General features: G+C 36.5%; 20 protein-coding genes and 3 pseudogenes. 19 read left to right on the forward strand and 4 right to left on the reverse strand.

What is annotated here, in order from left to right; genetic code table 11:
- Positions 1–5 precede the first annotated feature (5 nt).
- The 4 genes from UJ203_RS02440 to UJ203_RS02450 all read right to left on the reverse strand — a co-directional run bounded on the left by UJ203_RS02440 (position 6) and on the right by UJ203_RS02450 (position 2,978).
- The gene (locus tag UJ203_RS02440; RefSeq protein ID WP_151268164.1) at positions 6–446 is read right to left on the reverse strand and encodes an SMI1/KNR4 family protein; all 441 of its coding nucleotides are present in this window, start codon (positions 444–446) and stop codon (positions 6–8) included.
- Between the two features lie 21 nt (positions 447–467).
- A complete protein-coding gene (locus UJ203_RS20865) occupies positions 468–581 on the reverse strand; it encodes an HNH endonuclease (protein ID WP_080481045.1) in 114 nt (37 codons plus the stop codon).
- A gap of 115 nt (positions 582–696) precedes the next feature.
- Positions 697–1,251: an SMI1/KNR4 family protein gene (locus tag UJ203_RS02445; RefSeq protein ID WP_069704079.1), complete on the reverse strand. Its 555-nt coding sequence runs from the start codon at positions 1,249–1,251 to the stop codon at positions 697–699.
- On the reverse strand, positions 1,251–2,978 hold the full coding sequence (locus UJ203_RS02450; RefSeq protein WP_322008528.1) for a T7SS effector LXG polymorphic toxin: 1,728 nt from the start codon (positions 2,976–2,978) through the stop codon (positions 1,251–1,253). Before UJ203_RS02450 ends, UJ203_RS02445 begins: the two co-directional genes overlap by 1 nt.
- Before the next feature lie 186 nt (positions 2,979–3,164).
- Between UJ203_RS02450 and UJ203_RS02455 the strand changes: the two genes are divergently transcribed.
- The 19 genes and pseudogenes from UJ203_RS02455 to UJ203_RS02540 all read left to right on the forward strand — a co-directional run bounded on the left by UJ203_RS02455 (position 3,165) and on the right by UJ203_RS02540 (position 18,977).
- Complete coding sequence (locus UJ203_RS02455) at positions 3,165–4,295, forward strand: aspartate phosphatase (protein ID WP_322008529.1); 1,131 nt, start codon at positions 3,165–3,167, stop codon at positions 4,293–4,295.
- The gene (locus UJ203_RS02460; protein ID WP_322008530.1) at positions 4,285–4,410 is read left to right on the forward strand and encodes a hypothetical protein; all 126 of its coding nucleotides are present in this window, start codon (positions 4,285–4,287) and stop codon (positions 4,408–4,410) included. The genes UJ203_RS02455 and UJ203_RS02460 overlap by 11 nt, the downstream gene beginning before the upstream one ends.
- A 1,018-nt stretch (positions 4,411–5,428) precedes the next feature.
- On the forward strand, positions 5,429–6,001 hold the full coding sequence (locus UJ203_RS02465; RefSeq protein WP_010788730.1) for a TetR/AcrR family transcriptional regulator: 573 nt from the start codon (positions 5,429–5,431) through the stop codon (positions 5,999–6,001).
- 96 nt (positions 6,002–6,097) lie between these two features.
- Positions 6,098–6,622 carry an OsmC family protein gene (locus tag UJ203_RS02470; protein WP_305934100.1) on the forward strand — a complete coding sequence of 175 codons (525 nt, stop codon included), beginning with the start codon at positions 6,098–6,100 and terminating at the stop codon, positions 6,620–6,622.
- An 84-nt stretch (positions 6,623–6,706) separates the two neighbouring features.
- Positions 6,707–7,071 (forward strand): annotated as a pseudogene (gene gcvH, locus UJ203_RS02475) (glycine cleavage system protein GcvH).
- A gap of 25 nt (positions 7,072–7,096) precedes the next feature.
- Positions 7,097–7,825 (forward strand): DsbA family oxidoreductase, encoded by a 729-nt coding sequence (locus UJ203_RS02480; RefSeq protein ID WP_322008531.1) that lies wholly within the window; start codon positions 7,097–7,099, stop codon positions 7,823–7,825.
- Positions 7,826–7,966: 141 nt separating this feature from the next.
- Positions 7,967–8,302: a thioredoxin family protein gene (locus UJ203_RS02485; RefSeq protein ID WP_322008532.1), complete on the forward strand. Its 336-nt coding sequence runs from the start codon at positions 7,967–7,969 to the stop codon at positions 8,300–8,302.
- Positions 8,303–8,356: 54 nt separating this feature from the next.
- Positions 8,357–8,791 carry an OsmC family protein gene (locus UJ203_RS02490; protein ID WP_322008533.1) on the forward strand — a complete coding sequence of 145 codons (435 nt, stop codon included), beginning with the start codon at positions 8,357–8,359 and terminating at the stop codon, positions 8,789–8,791.
- Between the two features lie 36 nt (positions 8,792–8,827).
- Positions 8,828–9,169, forward strand: a pseudogene (locus UJ203_RS02495) (thioredoxin family protein); the annotation flags it as partial.
- 43 nt (positions 9,170–9,212) lie between these two features.
- Entirely contained in the window at positions 9,213–10,148 is a 936-nt protein-coding gene (gene trxB, locus UJ203_RS02500; RefSeq protein WP_322008534.1) for a thioredoxin-disulfide reductase, read from the forward strand.
- 96 nt (positions 10,149–10,244) lie between these two features.
- On the forward strand, positions 10,245–10,904 hold the full coding sequence (locus UJ203_RS02505) for a carboxymuconolactone decarboxylase family protein (protein ID WP_322008535.1): 660 nt from the start codon (positions 10,245–10,247) through the stop codon (positions 10,902–10,904).
- Positions 10,905–11,043: 139 nt separating this feature from the next.
- On the forward strand, positions 11,044–11,544 hold the full coding sequence (locus tag UJ203_RS02510; RefSeq protein WP_322008536.1) for an OsmC family protein: 501 nt from the start codon (positions 11,044–11,046) through the stop codon (positions 11,542–11,544).
- A 149-nt stretch (positions 11,545–11,693) separates the two neighbouring features.
- Positions 11,694–12,896: an MFS transporter gene (locus UJ203_RS02515; RefSeq protein ID WP_322008537.1), complete on the forward strand. Its 1,203-nt coding sequence runs from the start codon at positions 11,694–11,696 to the stop codon at positions 12,894–12,896.
- Positions 12,897–13,273: 377 nt separating this feature from the next.
- Positions 13,274–13,735 (forward strand): GreA/GreB family elongation factor, encoded by a 462-nt coding sequence (locus UJ203_RS02520; RefSeq protein WP_322008538.1) that lies wholly within the window; start codon positions 13,274–13,276, stop codon positions 13,733–13,735.
- 430 nt (positions 13,736–14,165) lie between these two features.
- Positions 14,166–14,276 (forward strand): annotated as a pseudogene (locus UJ203_RS20870) (glycine cleavage system protein H); the annotation flags it as partial.
- Between the two features lie 18 nt (positions 14,277–14,294).
- Positions 14,295–14,627, forward strand: coding sequence for a thioredoxin family protein (locus tag UJ203_RS02525; RefSeq protein WP_322009445.1), 333 nt, complete (start codon positions 14,295–14,297; stop codon positions 14,625–14,627).
- Between the two features lie 1,726 nt (positions 14,628–16,353).
- On the forward strand, positions 16,354–17,424 hold the full coding sequence (locus UJ203_RS02530) for an alkene reductase (protein ID WP_415859181.1): 1,071 nt from the start codon (positions 16,354–16,356) through the stop codon (positions 17,422–17,424).
- An 8-nt stretch (positions 17,425–17,432) separates the two neighbouring features.
- The gene (locus tag UJ203_RS02535; RefSeq protein WP_322008540.1) at positions 17,433–17,912 is read left to right on the forward strand and encodes a MarR family winged helix-turn-helix transcriptional regulator; all 480 of its coding nucleotides are present in this window, start codon (positions 17,433–17,435) and stop codon (positions 17,910–17,912) included.
- Positions 17,913–18,038: 126 nt separating this feature from the next.
- Complete coding sequence (locus UJ203_RS02540; RefSeq protein WP_322008541.1) at positions 18,039–18,977, forward strand: NADP-dependent oxidoreductase; 939 nt, start codon at positions 18,039–18,041, stop codon at positions 18,975–18,977.
- Positions 18,978–18,986 lie beyond the last annotated feature (9 nt).

An 18,986-nucleotide genomic window follows, 5' to 3' on the forward strand; every position in this document is an offset into this window, starting at 1 on the left:
TTCGTTTATTCCTCGTATAGTTTATTAACCAACTCTGTAAATGAATCACATATATGACTCAAAGCTTTATCAGGATCTTCATATGCAATCTCGTGATCCCAGAAAACTACGGACGGATTCTCTTTGTTCAGACGATAATCGAAGCAGATTTCGTTACCGAAAGGATCACAAGCAAAAGGAACTATCCCAGGAAGCATCCTTCCATCCTGGTAATCTTCAAAGACCTCTAAAATAAAACTTGAACTATCCTCAGTTAAACCATGTAATCGATTAAAAACCGCGCCTTTTGTATTTTCAAAGTCAAATATCTTTTTACTTGGGCGCGCCCCATTGTTGTTTAATATAGTTGTAACGTAGTCTTTTGGAAACTTAATATCTAATGCCTTTTCGATTTTTTTAACAGTTGTTTCCCCAATTGGCTCTTCGGCAAATCTCCATTCTGTCATATTACCGACTCCTATCTGTTCTTACTTCCTCCACCTCAAAGGTGTATGGCCTGTTTTCCGATGCACCTTTTGGTCAACTAATTGTATTCTCCTTGGATTTTGATGATGATGCCAAGTATGACGTTTATTGTTTATAAAACTTCGTTAATATAGCCATTTATAGATTGTAAATAGAATAAGCCCTTCTCATTGAGAGGGGCTTGTAAGTGACTCTTCTTTTTAAAGTCATTCATATTGGATAAATCTTATTTTAATCATCAAAAAAACCATCTTTAAATTCCATTGATTCTATTCCTGAATCATCAAAAGACTTATGTTTTATCTGCTTACTAAACCTCATGATAAAGTCAGTAAAGCTTTCCGCAACCAAATAAAATGCTTCCCGTTCATTTGTAGATTCATGATCCCAAAAATGAACTCTCCCTATCGAATTGCCCTCGATAGTTAAGCTTATTTCATTTCCTCCTGGACAACTTGCAATCGGGATTCTTCCTTGAGGGAATTCTTCTTTATATGCCTCTATGTTGTAGACAAGTGAATTATCATTATTATTTAATCCATAAAATAAATCGACCGTTATTAATTTATCTTTAACCCAAGGGTTTTCTTCTAAAGAGTTGCAATAAATGTCATCTTCATTAAATGCACACTCTCCATACTCCAGAAGGAAATTTTTATATTCTAGCGGCAATGTAAAACCATACTTCGATTCAATAGCAATGACGTCACTTTCTGAATATGTATTCTCACCGTATTTTTTGATATCAAATTGCTCTAATTTGTTTTTAATAACATCAAAACTCATTATTTATATCCTCCTCTCAAATCTGACGCTGAACCTATATGTGGAATGTTTTTATGGAGTTTGGTTGGTACTAGTTGAATAGTATTCCCATCAAAATGATGAGGTGTAACTTTTTTAACATCCCTTAACCACTCTTTTGCTTGATTATTACTTTTAAATCCCTTCATTTCTTTAATTCTCTCATAAACTTTAGTAAAGTCATCTTGGCTCCCATTTAATTCCCCCGGTTTAAATTTTATTGTTGCTTCTGTCCAAGGAGAAAAATCAGGACGACCATTCTTGAAAGCAACCGGTTCCCCTTTGGTAACTTCGTTTACTTCTGGTTTATCCGAATACCATTTTCCGTTACCCGGAGTTCCTTCCCATCTGCCGTTAGTTCTAGGTAGCCTTTTTCTTGGATTAGCAGCTTCAATTAATTGAAGCAAACGATCCTTCAAACTTACATCATTAATAACATTATAGGGAAAGCCCTCAACTGTCACAACTTCTTCTCTCATAACAAATGGTTTCAGAGTTGAAAGAGGATCAGGAGTTGTATCAAGTTTCTTTGACACTTTTTTGATTGCAGCTTTTCCGGCTGTTTTCACTCCTATTTTAGCAACTGAACCAGCACCTTTTAAACCAAAGATGTTTACTGCTGCATATGTAAACCAATGAGCCTTTGATTCAGTGTCACCGTTCTTTACGTCTCTTACATAGGAGGTTATAATTGCATCTTTAATTGAATTAAATGTGGAATCATAGTGATAAACTGCAACTGCAGAATTAATAAGCATGTCGACAGGATGATTGTGTGCCATATAGTCTAATGTTTCAGCTGTCATATCATAAAGGGCTGTAACAGTACCTTTGGCACCAGCCATTAACTCATGTGTGTTTTCAATCTGTGTAAAATACCTTTGTTGACCTTTAGTAAGATTGTCATAACCAATGGTTTTTGCCATTGAGTAAAATTCATCGGCATCCGCATAATCGTAATTCTTCAGTCTTTCTTTCAGTTTTTCAATCTCCCGTTCTTTTTCTTCTTTCTTCTTAATCGTCAAATAAGCTTCCGTTCGCTTCTCAATATCGCCTTTTTTCTTATGTATGTCGCTTTCACGGTATGCCTTGGCGTTGTAGTGGATGGGCGTAGCGTTTTTGCCTTTGGCAGTTGCTTCTTGGAGCTTTTGGAAATCTGACTTGATGAATTGTTCATTTGGTTCTGACATAGCATATTCTGTCAGTAAATCTTCGTCAAGATCACCTAGTTTTTCAATTGTTTTTTTGCGTTTGTCATTGGCATCTGCAAGCTCATTCTTGAAGGTTTCTGTTGAAAACAAGTCGAGCGGAAGGATGTCGTCAATGTCGTTTAGGATATCTTTCATGGCTTTTTTCTGTTCAGACATGATGGATTTTGATTTTTTATGGGCGTTAGCCAGTTCATGTTCTAAAAAAGATTCTTCAATATAAGCATCAGAGAGACCTTTGTCCTCGACAGCTCTGGCAATGCTGTTAAAAAATGCGATCTTCATGTCAATGTAGTCGATCCATTGATCAGTCACACCAACATGATCGTAATAGAATGCTTTAATGTTATTAGCGCCTTTACCTGAGAATTCGCTGTCGTCCAGCTCAGCGACGCTTTGTAAAGCTTTTCTCAAGTTGACCATTTGCGTCCTTAGTTCTTTATATTCTTTGGCGCGGTCTGTAGCTTCAGATAGAAGTGTTTTAGCTTCAAATACTTTCATGATCATATCCTTTCAATTTAATCGTATAACAAAATATTACCATGGAAGAAAGATGAAACGAACTTAAAATTATCTTGATTAATCATATCCAAGGTACAGAGAAAAAAGTTTGCGGTTTTTTTGCGGTTCAAACACTTTTTGGAAATGTTAGAATATTACATAAAAAGACATAAAAGGAGGGGTCCTGTGAATCCGGTTTTATCATCGTCAGAAGTTGGCGTAAAGATCAATGAATGGTATAAAATGATACGTCAATTTAGTGTCCCGGATGCAGAGATTTTAAAGGCTGAGGTGGAACAAGAGATCAATCAGATGGAGGAAGATGAGTATTTACTTATTTACTTCTCTCTAATGAAATTTCGTCATCAGCTTATGTTAGATTATTTGGAACCAGTTACAACAAGAATCAGGCCAACTATTGATGAACTGCTTGATAAAATAGAAGCATCCAATAAGGGGATAACTGGTCTGTTGTCTTACTACTCTCTGTTTTTTCGTGGAATGTATGAGTTTGATAAGAGGGAATATGTCAAAGCAATTGGTTTTTATCGAGAAGCAGAAAAACACCTTACTCATGTTAATGATGATATTGAGAAGGCGGAATTTCATTTTAAGTTGGCTGAAGCTTACTATATTATGAAGCAAAATCATATCTCGATGCACCATGTTAAACAAGCGATGGACATTTATAATCAATATGAACTTTATAAAGTGCGAAAAATACAATGTCATTTCGTGATATCTGGAAATTACGTTGATTTTAAACATTTCGAGAAAAGCTTGCCGCACCTTGAAAAAGCCTTAGAGTTGTCCAAACAATTAGAGCGCAATGAAAGGCTGCTTAGCTCGGCTTACTACAATCTCGGAAAGAATTACGCAGATTTAGGAATAAATGATAAAGCAGACCATTTCTTAAATGAGGCTGCCAAGGTATCAGAAAGTGCTAAGTTGAGCAATTTACCACATTCCCTGTTTACATACGCTAAATTTCTTTTTAAGCAGGGGAAAACAAGTGAAGCAATAAAAATGAGTAAAAAGGGTTTATCCGCTGCGATATCCCAAGGTGATAAACTTTTTATGTCCCTGCAAAAATACTTGGAAGCACTTTATATTAATGCAGTAGATCAAGCGGGAATCAAAAAAACTATTGATTACCTAGAAAGAAATAAGAATTATGCGTATGTGGAAGATATCGCAATTGATACTGCTGAAGTTTTTGCAAAATCAAAGGAGTTTGAAACATCTTATATTTATCATCAAAAAATGCTTGAAACGCAAAAACAAATTCAGAGGGGAGAATGCCTGTATGAATTTTAAAAAAGGTGTAATCATTATTCTTACTGCAGTTACTTTAAGTTTAGGCTTGGTTACAACTTTTACTGTAGAGCAAAATGCAGCATATCATCAACTTTCTGACCGGAATCAAACATGAGAATTGATTAAACCCTCTCAATTGAGGGTTTTTCTTTATGTATTGGTTCAACATTGACAATTGAGTCAAAAGGAATAAAATTTGTACTTCCTTTTAAGTTCTCCATATTTAGTCTCTGTTTTAGTTTGTTTATGTAATTTCAAATACCCTGTTCTGCCTCGTAAAAAGCCGTCTCTATAAAACCTGGTGACTAGATTAATTAATACCTTCCAGCTCTTAAGAGAAAAGCTCGAAGATGAGAGGGGAAGGTTACATAAATTCAGAAAGCGCTGGCAGCCCCTATAATTTACTCGGAAAAGGGCGCAAAATAACGGTATAGACGGAGTATATGGATCAAAAACAATAAAGCAGTTGAACGAATCCAGTTAATGTATGGACTATCTTCTGATGAAATTTTTGCTGGTGATGATATCATGGCAGTTGCAATCATTACGGATGCCAAAAACGCGGAAAAGACATCTCCCGTCAGGTTATGACGGCACAGAAACAATTCAGGCTATTCTGCTGGAATTGACAACCATCCAACAGCCGATCAAATTAATTTCCAAAACAACGATCGAAATTTTAACTAAAAAAACAAATCTAAGGTGAATTTAAAGATTTGCCCTTGAAACGTATTTGTTTGTACGGCTTTTGGAAAGTGGGACAACTTAAATATGGCAGGTGTACGTACTGTAAATTTTAGAATGATTAATTGGGGAATATTAATTCTATCTAGACAGGGGAAAGGTACTGGTGGATCCAGCTCATTCCGAAAACATACACAATTGGGAGCAGCAGGAACAGAATTCCTGTTGTTTTTTATTTACTTGGTGCTAGAGCAAGGTAGCCGTTAAAACTTCTCCTACTTGTTCTACATTTATATTTTAAGGTATTTCTTAACTGTTCATTACTTGAAAGCAATGTTCTGATGATTATACTGGATAATAGAAATATGAACCATTCCTAAATTACTTGGCAAAACCTAATGGAATCATATAATATATAAACTAAACTTTGCGATTAAGGTGTGAGAAATTTGTCTAAAAAGCATGAAATAATATCAGCTGCAAGAGAGATTATTTATTCTAAGGGATATCAAGCAACCTCTATAAATGATATTCTTATGGCTGCAGAGATTGGAAAAGGCCAATTTTACCATTACTTCTCATCTAAATATGATTTAGGATTAGCAGTAGTGGAATCTATAGTCCATGAATGGCAAACAGAGTTAATATCAGATATTCTTCAGTCAGATAATACTCCAGTAAATAAGTTAAATATGATGCTGGACAGAACCCTTACTTTTCATACTGAAGTGAAGAATAAATCAGGTTGTCCGATAGGAAACTTAGCCATTGAAATGAGTGAGCATGATGAAACGTTTCGTGTAAAAATTCAACATTTATTTGAATGTTGGATAGGGGCTATAGAGATTACATTAAATGAAATGGTTGAACAAGGTCTGTTAGATTCCTTTGATACTAAAAAAGATGCTCAAGCAATTGTAGCTATGATTGAAGGAGGAATCTTGCTAATGAAAAACCAACAAAACGTCAACTTTTTAAGTGACATTATAGAAGTAATCCGAAAACAATTTAATCTAGAATAGTCAACTGTTTTTTTTCTTGCAATATTGTTTTTCTTATGTTAAGCTCTTTCTGTACCGACTGGTAGGTACAATTCTGTGCTGGAGGAGAGATAAACAATGGCAAAATTAAATGGTGTTGATATGAGTATTATTGAAGGTTTAGTGGAGCAATACAAAAAAAATCCTGCTGAAGGTACTGGAAGTTGGTCATCTTCTGTAAAATGGGATAACGGATTCCATGTTGAGGCAAAAGTAGGTGATCATGCTCCTATTCATGTTGATGAGCCAAAATGGTTAGCAGGTTCCAATAAGGGAGCAAACCCAGTGGAATATTTATTAAGCGCACTAGGTTCTTGCTTGTCAGTGGGGTTTATTGCAACTGCTAGTGGAATGGGAATCAAGATAAACTCATTAGCAGTAGAGGTTTCAGGACAACTAGATTTGAATGTCTTTTTAGGATTAAAGGAAGGAAATCCTGGTTTTGATGAAATCAATGCGCATTTTAATGTCGATAGTGATGCGGATGAACATCAGATTGAAGAACTTGTTGCACAGGCCATGAAACTTTCACCTGTAAAAAATACAATCCAAAGAAATGTTCATGTTCAGGCATCTTTAAGTCACAATAAGAAAAAAGAATAATTATAAGCGTATTTTTCAAAAGTTACTGTACCAAATAGTAGGTACAGTAACTTGCTTATAACTGACTGAAGGAGTACAACAGATATGTATTATTCTAAAGAACATTTATGGGTAAAGGTTGATAACAGCATTGCTACCTTAGGAATTACTGATTATGCTCAATCAACGCTTGGAGAAATTGTATTTCTGGAACTCCCAGAAATGGGAACTTCAACAGTGAAAGATGCTAGCTTTGGGAGTATTGAATCAGTTAAAACTACATCTGAGCTTTTTCTCCGATTAACGGACAGATTATAGAAGTGAATACAGAATTAGAAGATAGTCCAGAATTTGTGAATGAATCACCTTATGATAAAGGGTGGTTACTGAAAGTAAAAGCTTCTAACACAGAGGAGATAAAAGAACTTCTAAATGCGGAGGAATACGATAATTACGTAAGCCAAATTTAAATAATTTTATTAAAGGAGTGTTCATATGAATATTGAGGTTTGGTCTGATGTAGCATGTCCCTTTTGTTATATAGGTAAACAAAATTTAGAAAAAGCATTGAAACAATTCCCTTTTAAAGATGAAGTTAAAGTTGAATATAAAAGCTTTGAATTAGATCCTAGTGCGCCAGTATATAACGGGCAAAGTTATTATGAAAAATTACTCCCTAAATTTGGGGATTCCGAACAAACAAAACAGTTCCTTGAAAACTTAACTCAAAGTGCAAAAAAGGTTGGATTAACATTTAATTTAGAAGGTTTGAAACCAACTAATACGTTTGATTCCCATCGCTTAACAAAATGGGCAAAAACAAAAGGAAAAGAAGCTGATATCTCGGAAACTCTGCTTTATGCACACTTTACTGATTCTAAGGATGTAGGTGATCATGAAACCCTTGCAGATTTAGCAGAAGCTTCTGGTTTAGATAGACAAGAGGCTCTGAAGGTCCTAAATGACAAGTCTCTTTATGCAGATGAGGTAAGATCAGATCAAATAGAAGCTAAGCGTTATGGTATCTCTGGAGTTCCCTTTTTAATTATAAATCAGAAATACGCCGTTTCTGGGGCACAACCAGCAGAGGCTTTCTTAGAGGCACTTAACAAGATATGGGAAGAAGAAAATCCGTTATTGAAACTTAAGAATCTATCAGTGAATAGTGAGGATGACACACTTTGTACTGATGGAAGCTGCGGAATTCCTCCAAGAAAAAAATAAGTGGGGCAACCAATTTTTTCTTAGATGAGTTTTTTAAAACTCTAACTTCTCTTCCAAAACTAAATTTAGATCTGGTCTGTTTAGCAATGGCAGTTTTAAGTTTAAATCTATTAAAGACTAGTATTAGGAGGGAGAGGTCTAATGGTAGAAACAGTTGAATTAACATCTTTAGATTCAATAGATAACTTTATCCATCATAATAAATTTAGTTTTTTGTATATTTCAAGGCCGGATTGTGGAGTATGCCATGCAGTCTTGCCTCAACTCAGAGAATTACTGGATAAATTTCCACATATCAAATTAGGGTATATCAATGCTTACAACGTAGAGGAGATAGCCTCAAGGTTTTCAATTCTTACAGTTCCTGCACTCCTTTTATTCATTGAAGGAACTGAATATTTGAGAGAAGCACGCTTTGTTCATATTGAACAATTAGAAAAAAGACTAGAAAGAGTAAGTGAAATATATACAACCTGATGTTTTAACAATGTTAAAAAAATATGGCAATCAAAAACTAAAGGAGTGTTTAACATGTCTAATTTGAATGTAAAACTAAATGCTGTTTGGAAAGGAGGAGTAGAAGGAAACGGCACCATCAAATCTCAATATATTGATACACCCATTGCTATAGGAACAGAGTATGGAGGTAATGGGGAAGGAGCATCACCTAAAGAAATCCTTGTGTCATCAGTACAAGCTTGTTATGTAGCAACATTAGTGTCTATGGTTGAATCAAGAAAACTGCCAGTAGTGAGTATTGAGGTTGATTCTGAGATGGTTGCTTCTGACAGTAGTTTTGATATTATCCATTATCCTCGTGTTGTTTTATCTGCTGATGCAACAGAAAAAGAAGTACAGTCAATGCAAAGAGTGAATGAAGCAGCTGATAGAGCATGTAAAGTAGGTAACATGATCAAAAAAGCAGGCGTAGAAATAGAAGTCAAAGGTAAAGTGTCTACTCTTTAATCCGATTCAATTAATTATTAAAAAAGCTTTTTACAACTCAGGAGGAAAAACAAAATGACTATAATCAAAGTAACAGATGGTAATTTAGAAAAGAACTTAAATACAGATAAAGTGGTTTTACTAAACTTTTCAGCATCTTGGTGTGGACCATGCCGGGTTTTTGCTGAGACATTAGAGGAGTTTGACAAAGAGTATGGTGATAAAGTACAAGTTGTTAAAGTTGATGTGGATGAGAATCCGGAGCTTGCTGCAGAATTTGGTGTAATGAGTATCCCTAATACACGCTTCTATTCTAATAATAAATTCGAAAAACCTTTTGCTGGTATTGTTGGTATTGCGCAATTAAAAGAAGAAGTTTCAAAAATTAAGTCCCTTTAATCAAATGTGCATTAATGGATTCTTTTAAAGGAGGGAGAACATATTGGAGGAAATGAAAATTTATGATGTCATCATAGTTGGGGCAGGTCCTGCGGGAATGACAGCAGCAGTTTACACTTCACGTGCTAATTTGAACACATTGCTTATTGAACGTGGAATACCTGGTGGACAAATGGCTAATACGCAGGATGTAGAGAATTATCCTGGTTTTGATCATATTTTAGGTCCAGACCTCTCTAATAAAATGTTTGAGCACGCCAAAAAGTTTGGTGCTGTATATGAATATGGAGATATAACAGAAATTATAGATGAAGGCCGTTTAAAAAAAGTAGTAACTACAAAAAAAGAATTTTATGCAAAATCTGTTATTATCGCTACTGGGGCAGACCATAAAAAGCTTGGAGTTCCAGGGGAGAATGAGCTTGGTGGTCTAGGAGTTTCATATTGTGCCGTGTGTGATGGAGCCTTCTTTAAAGGACGTGAACTTGTTGTTGTGGGTGGAGGAGACTCAGCTGTAGAAGAAGCTGTGTATCTTACACGTTTCGCTTCAAAAGTCACCATTATTCACCGTCGAGATCAGTTGCGTGCGCAAAAAATACTCCAAGAAAGAGCATTTAGCAATGAAAAGATTGAATTCATTTGGAATAAAGAAGTTACAAGTATAAACGCAGGAAATGGAACAGTGAATACAGTAACGTTAAAAGATACAAAAACAGGGGAACAATCTCAATTCCCTGCAAATGGTGTATTTATTTACGTGGGGACACTTCCGTTAAATGGTGCATTCAAAAACTTAGACATAACCAATGAAGAAGGTTATGTAATGACGAATGAAGCAATGGCTACAAAGATTCCTGGTATTTATGCAGCTGGAGATATCCGTGAAAAAACCCTGCGCCAAATTGTCACAGCTACGGGTGATGGATCAATAGCAGCTCAAAGCGTCCAACATTATATTGAAAACCTTGAGAATTCATAAGAAACAACATTATTTTAGTAATATTATAATCACACCTAACTGTACCAAATAGTAGGTACAGTTAGGTGTGGAATAAAAAAGTTAGAGGGGAAAATTATGAATCAGAACGATAGTTTATACAAAAAATCACATTTTAACCGTTTAGGTGAATTTAGTACACTTTCACCTGAAAGCTTTAAAACATTTGTAGCTTTTTACAGAAAAGCGTTATCTGAAGGAAAGTTAACAGCTAAATTAAAGGAATTAATTGCAGTTGCTGTTGCTCATACGACTGGATGTCCCCATTGTATTGATTTTCATGTTAAACAAGTTAAAAAACATAGAACTTCTAAGGAGGAAATGGCTGAATCAATAATGGTAGCAACAGCATTGAAAGCAGGGTCTGCTCTTGCTCATGGTGTCAATGCTTTAAACGCTTACGATGGAACAGCTGATGATGAATTATTTAGAGCTCCTTATATCAACCGACTAAAAGAGTTTTCTCAGTTAGATGGAGATGCTTTTAAAGCGTTTATGACATTTGACCAACAAGCTATGAAGGCGGGATTACTTAGTGTTAAGGAAAAAGAGTTGATTGCTATAGCAGTGGCGCATACAACAGGGTGCCCTTACTGTATTGATATCCACACTAAAGCAGCCAAAAAAGCGAAAGCAACGAGAGAAGAAGTTGCTGAATCAATTATGGTAGCAACTGCCTTGAAAGCTGGATCTGCTCTTTCTCATGGAGTTAATGCATTAGTTGCATATGATGAATAATCTTATGCAGGATTATGTACTGTTGGCAGCTGTGTCATTCCCCCTAAAAATCATAATAACTTTTATTAGATAACAAGAGTAGAAAGAGATAATCCTTATAAAAAACAAAATGAAGGAGATATAAAAATGACAAAAATTAATGGAGTCGATAAAAGTTATTGAAGACTTAGTAGAAAATTATAAGAAAAATCCTGAGGAAGGAATGGCAGGATGGTCTTCTTCGATAAAAGGGAAAGATGGATTTTACGCTGAAGCGCAAGTAGATGATCACAAACCCGTTCTGATTGATGAGTCAGGTTGGTTATCAGGATCTAATAAGGGTCCAAATCCAGTTGAACTTTTATTAAGTGGATTGGGTGGTTGTTTATCAATTGGATTTATTGCAACAGCTAGTTTAATGGGGATTAAGGTAAATTCACTAGAAGTTAACGCTTCAGGACAATTAGATTTAAATGTATTCTTGGGCTTAAAAGAAGGGAATCCAGGTTTTAAAAAAATTGATGTTCAATTCATAATAGATAGTGGTGCAGACGATAAACAACTTGAAGAATTAGTTTCAAAAGCAATGGAAATTTCGCCTATGAAAAATTCATTAGAAAGAAATGTTCAAGTAAATTCAACTTTTAAACGTAATAAGTAAAAAACTTTATGACAGGGTCGATCTTATTTATTTTGTATAACTAATTTTTTAAAAAAACGTAGATATACGATCATATTACATGCGTAATGTCTACGTTCTCATACGTTGCAGGTAGAATTGGAAATGCGAGAGGAGGAAAAACCCCCATTATGTCTGATGTGAACAGTATTAATAGATGGAAGGCTCTATTTTTGATTGCATTGGCTGAACTATTTGCCCTCAGTTTATGGTTTAGCGCTTCAGCCGTTCTTCCCCAATTAAAACATCAATGGGGAATGAGTGCAACAGAAGGGTCATGGATGACCACATCCGTACAGGTTGGGTTCATTATTGGAGCCATTTGTTTTGCTTTTCTAGGGTTGGCAGACCGTTATAACCCAAGAAAAATATTTGCTATTGCCTGTATATTCGGAGCTGTCATCAATAGTTTATTTACTTTAAGCACTGGAATGGTAGTGGGATTAAGTTTACGTTTTCTAACAGGAATTACTATGGCAGGTGTTTATCCTACTGCCGTGAAACTACTCTCTACTTGGTTTCAAGATAGACGAGGATTGGGTATTGGAATCCTAATTGCAGCTCTGACATTAGGTTCTTCATTGCCACATCTTTTTAATTTATTTATTCCAAATGTCAGCTGGAAGATATTAATGCTAGTCAGCTCTTTATTAGCATTGGTCGCAGCTGGTGTTATGCATTGGGGTCTTCCGGATGCTCCGGAGTCTAAAAAAGAAGTAGCTACTGTGTCGATGAATACACTCAAATATATCTTAAAAGATCGACCTGTAATGTTAGCTAACTATGGATATTTTGGTCATATGTGGGAATTGTATGCTATGTGGACATGGCTTCCATATTTCTTAACAGCCAGCTTTAAAGCATCCTTAAAGGGAACAATTTTACAAGAGATTAGTACACTGTTCGCATTTTTAACAATTGGAATTTCGGGGGCTATAGGTTCGATAATAGGTGGATTATATGCTGATAAAATTGGGAAAGCACGACTTTCTATGATTGCCATGATTGTGAGTGCTCTATCTTCTTTATGTATCGGACTTACCTTTGGTCTTTCTATATGGATTACCGTTATTGTAGCAATCATTTGGGGGATATCAGTTGTTGCAGATTCAGCACAATTTTCTGCAATGGTTGCAGATTTCGCAAAATCAGAATGTGCAGGAACTGCCTTGACATTTCAAATGGCTATAGGTTTTCTTATTACCGTCTTTTCTATTTATTTGATTCCGGTCTTTGAAGATATCGTAGGGTGGAAATGGGCATTCTCCATCCTAGCGATCGGTCCTATTATAGGAGTTTGGGCAATGATTTCTCTTATCCGTTATAAACATTAAACGATGTACTCATTTTGTTTTTTAGCACAGTAATGGCTTGTATTTTTCGTTTTTAAGAGAACTTGACTGATTCTCTTTCCATTTTTACCTGTTTAATCTTTATTCTTTAATTAAAGCAATCCTTTAGTTGAATAGGAACAGCTTTACTTTCCCCCTTTAATTTAACACCATTCTTGTTATTATTCCACTGCATAAGTGCGGAAGTTCCATGGAATTATGGAGCTTAAGGTCAAACCAACTGTTGGACTAACAGTACTGTATCAGGCTTAATTTTAAAAACTTTAACTTAGCAATGGATTTTCCGGATTTCCCTACCGTTACTGATTATCGCATAAGTGCCGAGAAAAGTAGTTTGGGTAAAGGAGGGTGAATGATTGATGGACAAGAAGTTACTTACGGAAGCTGGTTATAATGCGTTGAAGAAAGAATTACTTTGTTTAAAGAAAAAAAGATGGAAAGAAGTTAGTGAAAAAGTTCAAGAGAGCAGAAATTTTTGTGATTTTAATAAAGATCCTGAGTATCAAATTTCAGTAGATGAATTTGCTACACTTAAAAAGAAAATAAATGATTTAGAATACATTATAAAGCAAGCAAAAATAATTAAAAATGCAAAAATACGAGAAGTAGGGATCGGATCCATTGTCACTGTTAAAGAAATGACAGGAAAATATGAAATGCATCTTAAACTTGTTAGTCCCGCAGAATCACATTTATCTGAAAACTATATATCAGATGAGTCTCCAATCGGAAAAAGTCTAATTGGTCACAAATTAAATGATGATGTAATAGTCATGACCCCTTCTGGAATGATGCATTTATTAATCACTGAAATACAGTGATTTTTTTCTTAAGCTACTCTGTTGTACTCTATTTTAAATAAGGTAGATAATTGATGGTTGGTAGTAACAATTGTGCTTTGTAAATGAAAATGGTGAATACTAGTCTTTTTATTTTAAAGATACAGGGTTGAAATCTAAAAAGGCATACTAATAGTATAAAAGTTTAGTTGTTGATAGAAGGAGGTTAAGTGATTACACCAACAGAACTGTATTATTCCAAGGACCCTATTTGGGCAAAAGTTGAAGATCGAGTACGTTTAGGGATTACAGATTATGCTCAAACAACGATTTGATGAAATTGTATTCTTAGATCCCCAGAAGGAAGGGAATTCATTAACGATAAACAATAGCTGTGGTGATGTGGAGTCCATTAAAACTACTCCGAACTTATCTATCCTTTAAATTCTAAAAGTAAACACAGAATTAGAGGATAGTCTCTGAATATGTAAATGAATCCCCTTATGATTCAGGATGGATGCGAGAAGTTCAAATGGATAATATAGATGATATCCAACATCTTATACGTGCTAAAGAATACAAAGATTATGTATATGAAAAAATGGAGGGAATCATGATGAAAAAATTACAATCAATGGATCAATATGAGAAGTTTAAAAAAACAGAGCGTGTTGTCTTTATGTTTTCAGCGGACTGGTGCCCAGACTGTCGGGCGATCGAGCCAATTTTGCCGGATATTGAAGCAAATTATTTGGAATATCAGTTTATTTATGTAGACCGGGATGACTTTATTGATTTGTGCATCGAATTGAATGTATTTGGTATTCCAAGTTTTATCGCTTATCATAACGGAGAAGAAGCAGGGCGGTTTGTTAGCAAGGCTCGGAAAACACAAGAAGAAATCGAAACATTTCTTAACAGCTTGTCCGCTTAATCTGCTAACATAAAATTGTACCGAACGGAAGGTACAAATAAAAGGAATTAGAGGGAAGAATTATTAGTCAAGACGATGTTAAACAAGTTAAAAAACATAGAGATTCCAAAGAAGAAGTTGCTCGCATTATTGGCTGAGCCTGACTGGGCAAACAAAATACGAGATGGACGAACAGAAGAATTAATTCCGTTTACGCGTGAGCAATTGAAATATTATATTAAATAGCTTAAAAAATAATAAAGAACCCATTTGATTGATTTTTTTCAAAATGGGTTCTTTTTAGCTACTTTCAGATAAAGATCCCATAACACTATTATTTATATTTTAGTGAATGATTTTTTAAGGTTTGAATGGAAACTTTTTCGAGTTGAGTCTTTCATATGGTCGTTTGGTTGTCTATATGATATTGATGTTTCTTTTCTAAAAACTATTGGAGACTAATCCTCTAGAGCCATTCAAATACAAACATGTCCTTATTTTAAAAACTCTAGCTTTAGAATATGCATCAAAAGGTATTTGTGTAAATAATACTGGTCAGGTGCAATTGATACACCAATCAATGCTGAAAAATATCCACATTCTGTGCCGATTTTGCGTACAAAATGGATATAAAACGGTGTAAATAGATGAATGACTGACATGAAATGCTGGTCTCTTGTAAATGATGATAAGCTTTCCCTTTATTGAGGGCCTAGTGGGTGAATAACCCGTGGAGGTTCAAGTTCTCTCGGCCGCATTAATGATACCAAGGGTTTTGAGTACCTTTGTATTTTTTTGTGCTTATTTTTAAATGACCTACCGCCCACAAACTGTCCACTTACCTAACAAGCATAGATTATAAAAACAGAAGTAAAGCAAATAATTGATCATAAAAAATTAGAGAAAGCGTTTATTGCCGTTGAGCAAGCTTTTATATTTTTTACGGACAATGAACTTTATATTAGTGATGAAATCGCTAATATTACTCAAGAAATAATAGATGTGAATAAAGATATTTATGGAACTCAAATGGCATATTTACAAATTTCCAATAGTAGTAAGTTGTATAGTAAAAAATGGATATTATTTTATTGAGAATAAATTAATAACGTTGAAGAAACAAATGAAAGAAGAATTAAGTAAAGGAGATAGTGCCCATTTGCTGCCCATAATAAATGTTAAATGATGAAAATCATCATCAAGCCTAAAAAAATTAACTTGACATTGGTTTTCTATTTTTTTGAAACTGCGCTTTATCGTTCAGTTGCTGGTTCTATCCCGAAATAAAGTGGAGATATAAATGTTAACAGAAAGACAAGCGTTGCAGGAGTGAAGGGTTCTTGCTGTAGACCGCAAAGTAAATGTGGAGAATAAAAAAGCTCTTCCTTAGAAAAATAAGTATTATACTGCTCAATCCCTCCTTAAAAAGGGCTGTCAAATACGAAAATAAAGCAACTGGCTTTGAGCTTTCGAACTCGTTTGTTCAATATAAATTGGCTCTAACTGCTAATAGATTACGCTGGTAAAATACCCAAATTGGAGTCTAAATGCTCGTTTAACCTTACTGATCGAAATTGTTCCTTAATTACTCCCATGTTGTCCAGCATTTTTACAGCAATGCAGTGGCACTTTTTGTGTTCAATCAAAAACATCATCATTTTATGTTGCCGGCAACGTAAAATGATGTTATATTATATATGTGGTCGGAAACATATTTTCTTTTGAAGGAGTGTTGAATTTGAAAAAGATGTGGAATGCAGTGAACGTTGGACGATTAAGACTACCGCACCGTCTAGCGATGGCCCCGATGACCCGTAGTAGAGCGCTAGATGATGGTACTCCGGGCGAACTTAGTTCTCTTTATTATGCACAGAGAGCATCACTTGGTTTGCTTATTAGTGAAGGAACACAACCATCTGATGATGGACAAGGTTATTTGTGGACACCTGGTATTTACACCGATAGGCATATTGAAGGGTGGAAAAAGGTAACTGATGCCGTACACGCCGCAGGTGGCTACATGTTCATTCAGTTAATGCATGCGGGGAGAATGGCTCACCCGGACAATACCCCTCATCATCGTCAACCAGTTGCACCCTCGGCGATTGCACCGGGTGATCAAATTTTCACCGCCAAAGGTATGCAGGAAATTCCCGTGCCACGTGAATTGAGCACAGCAGAGATTAAAACCACTATTGACGATTTTCGCAAAGCCGCGGCTGCAGCGATTCGTGCTGGAGCGGATGGTGTTGAAATTCACGGAGCAAACGGGTACCTAATTCAACAGTTCATTGCTGAAAGTGCAAACGTCCGCATGGACAACTATGGTGGTTCGATCATGAACCGTTCTAGATTCGCCATTGAGGTGGCTAAGGCAGTGGCAGAGGAAATCGGAGCAGACCGTACGGGTTTCCGGATCTCTCCTGGTATGACGTACGGTGGCATTGACGAGGGACAAAGTGGCCCAGACCTTTACAGATATCTAATACCGGAATTAGCGAAACTTAATCTTGCCTATTTGCATGTTATGCATTTCGGAAATGATGAGTTTCTCCAAGAAATTCGTTCCCTTTGGCCGAATGCGTTGTTGGTGAATCGTTCAGGAAGACCTCTTGAGGATATTGATGTTGATATTGAAGCTGGAATTGCGGATGTTGCACCAATCGGTGTATGGGCGCTGGCGAACCCGGATTTGGTTGATCGGCTAAAACACGATGCTCCGCTAAACGAGCCAGATCGGACGACCTTCTTCGGTGGAGGTACCAAAGGCTATACCGATTATCCAACACTGAATGAACTAGGAACCCAGGAAAGTTGAGTGTATGAATGAATAAAGATAAAAACATGCCGGATACAAGGGGAATTCAGGGAGGGTTTAACTCCCCTGAATTTCCAGTTAGCTTTTCAATATTTGCTCTTGCACGTTCTCACCGAGCCCTAGCGGCAAATCTGCTTCGGGAGATGGGATTGTTTCCTGGACAAGAAATTATGTTAATGCAGTTATGGCAGAAAGACAACCAGTCTCAGAACTCCTTAGGAAAAACATTATGCCTCGACCATTCAACTGTCGCAAAATCCGTTCGACGACTAGAGGATTCGGGCCTCGTCACTCGAAGCCGATCGCAGGAAGATAAACGTGTCACGATCGTTTCTCTTACACAAGCTGGCCGTGATTTGATGGCGAAAATTTTAGATGCTTGGAGCAGACTTGAAACAATCACCACTGATGGACTTACAGAACAAGAAAAGACGTTATTCCTCAATTTGGTATGGAAAATGGTGTCCAATGTTGAATCTCCGTTTTAATTGTAATTAATCCATCAAGATCACTAATATGGAGTACAAAATAATGTTATTTGTGGAGTAATTTGGTAAAGTAGCAATTAAGATTGACGAAATGAAAAATAACGATATACATTGGAGGAAAATACGATGTCTGAAACCAAGATGAACACAATACTTATTCATGAATACGGCGGTCCGGAAGTATTGAAACTCGAAGAAGTCGATCGCCCTAACCCGTCAGCCGGAGAAGTTCTTGTCAACATCCATTACGCGGCAGTCATTCCCCTAGACTGGAAAATTCGCAACGGATGGTTACAGGACGTATACCCTAAGACCTTTCCCTACATTCCTGGGGTTTACGCATCCGGAATTGTCGCATCAGTTGGCCCGGGAGTGACTGAATTTCCTGTTGGCGCCCGTGTCTTCGGACAAGTTGATGGAGCCTATGCGGAGTATGGCATTGCAAAAGTGAATGAACTTGTAAAAATGCCGAACGGTTTATCTTTCGAGGATGCAGCCTCGATTGGGGCCGGCGCTGATACAGCGTGGAAAGCCTTGTTTACCGAAGGCGAGCTGGAAGCCGGTCAAACCGTCCTCATTCATGCCGCCGCTGGTGGCGTGGGACAATTTGCCGTTCAGTTGGCCAAATGGAAGGGAGCCAATGTGATTGGTACTGCTTCAACTGGAAACTTAGATTTCGTCAAGTCTTTGGGCGCGGATCAAGTTATCGATTATACTGCAACGGCTTTTGAAGATGTCATCAAAGAAGTCGATCTGGTCGTTGATTCCGTTGGAGGAGATACCGAGAACAGGTCATGGGGCGTTCTGAAACAAGACGGTATTCTCGTTTCCTTGACGCAGCCTCCGTCTCAAGAGAACGCTCAAAAGCATGGCGTTACAGCCAAATTCAACACCAAATTCCCAACCTACGAGGATTTGCAAACAATAGCGCAATTAATTGCCGACGGTACGATCAAAGCAGAAATCGATTCTATATTCCCGCTAAGCCAAACCAACAAAGCACTAGAGAAAAGTGAAGCAAGACATGGACGTGGAAGAATTTTGCTGCGTATCAACTCACTCTGATAATTCCAA

The organism is Bacillus sp. V26 (assembly GCF_034296245.1).
Lineage (GTDB): Bacteria > Bacillota > Bacilli > Bacillales > Bacillaceae > Bacillus > Bacillus halotolerans.

Coding starts and splice junctions, on each gene's coding strand:
- UJ203_RS02440 (WP_151268164.1), bottom strand. CDS start 446: ATGACAGAATGGAGATTTGCCGAAGAGCCAATTGGGGAAACAACTGTT.
- UJ203_RS02445 (WP_069704079.1), bottom strand. CDS start 1,251: ATGAGTTTTGATGTTATTAAAAACAAATTAGAGCAATTTGATATCAAA.
- UJ203_RS02450 (WP_322008528.1), bottom strand. CDS start 2,978: ATGAAAGTATTTGAAGCTAAAACACTTCTATCTGAAGCTACAGACCGC.
- UJ203_RS02460 (WP_322008530.1), top strand. CDS start 4,285: ATGAATTTTAAAAAAGGTGTAATCATTATTCTTACTGCAGTTACTTTA.
- UJ203_RS02470 (WP_305934100.1), top strand. CDS start 6,098: ATGGCAAAATTAAATGGTGTTGATATGAGTATTATTGAAGGTTTAGTG.
- UJ203_RS02480 (WP_322008531.1), top strand. CDS start 7,097: ATGAATATTGAGGTTTGGTCTGATGTAGCATGTCCCTTTTGTTATATA.
- UJ203_RS02485 (WP_322008532.1), top strand. CDS start 7,967: ATGGTAGAAACAGTTGAATTAACATCTTTAGATTCAATAGATAACTTT.
- UJ203_RS02490 (WP_322008533.1), top strand. CDS start 8,357: ATGTCTAATTTGAATGTAAAACTAAATGCTGTTTGGAAAGGAGGAGTA.
- UJ203_RS02505 (WP_322008535.1), top strand. CDS start 10,245: ATGAATCAGAACGATAGTTTATACAAAAAATCACATTTTAACCGTTTA.
- UJ203_RS02510 (WP_322008536.1), top strand. CDS start 11,044: ATGGAGTCGATAAAAGTTATTGAAGACTTAGTAGAAAATTATAAGAAA.
- UJ203_RS02515 (WP_322008537.1), top strand. CDS start 11,694: ATGTCTGATGTGAACAGTATTAATAGATGGAAGGCTCTATTTTTGATT.
- UJ203_RS02520 (WP_322008538.1), top strand. CDS start 13,274: ATGGACAAGAAGTTACTTACGGAAGCTGGTTATAATGCGTTGAAGAAA.
- UJ203_RS02525 (WP_322009445.1), top strand. CDS start 14,295: ATGGAGGGAATCATGATGAAAAAATTACAATCAATGGATCAATATGAG.
- UJ203_RS02530 (WP_415859181.1), top strand. CDS start 16,354: ATGTGGAATGCAGTGAACGTTGGACGATTAAGACTACCGCACCGTCTA.
- UJ203_RS02535 (WP_322008540.1), top strand. CDS start 17,433: ATGAATAAAGATAAAAACATGCCGGATACAAGGGGAATTCAGGGAGGG.
- UJ203_RS02540 (WP_322008541.1), top strand. CDS start 18,039: ATGTCTGAAACCAAGATGAACACAATACTTATTCATGAATACGGCGGT.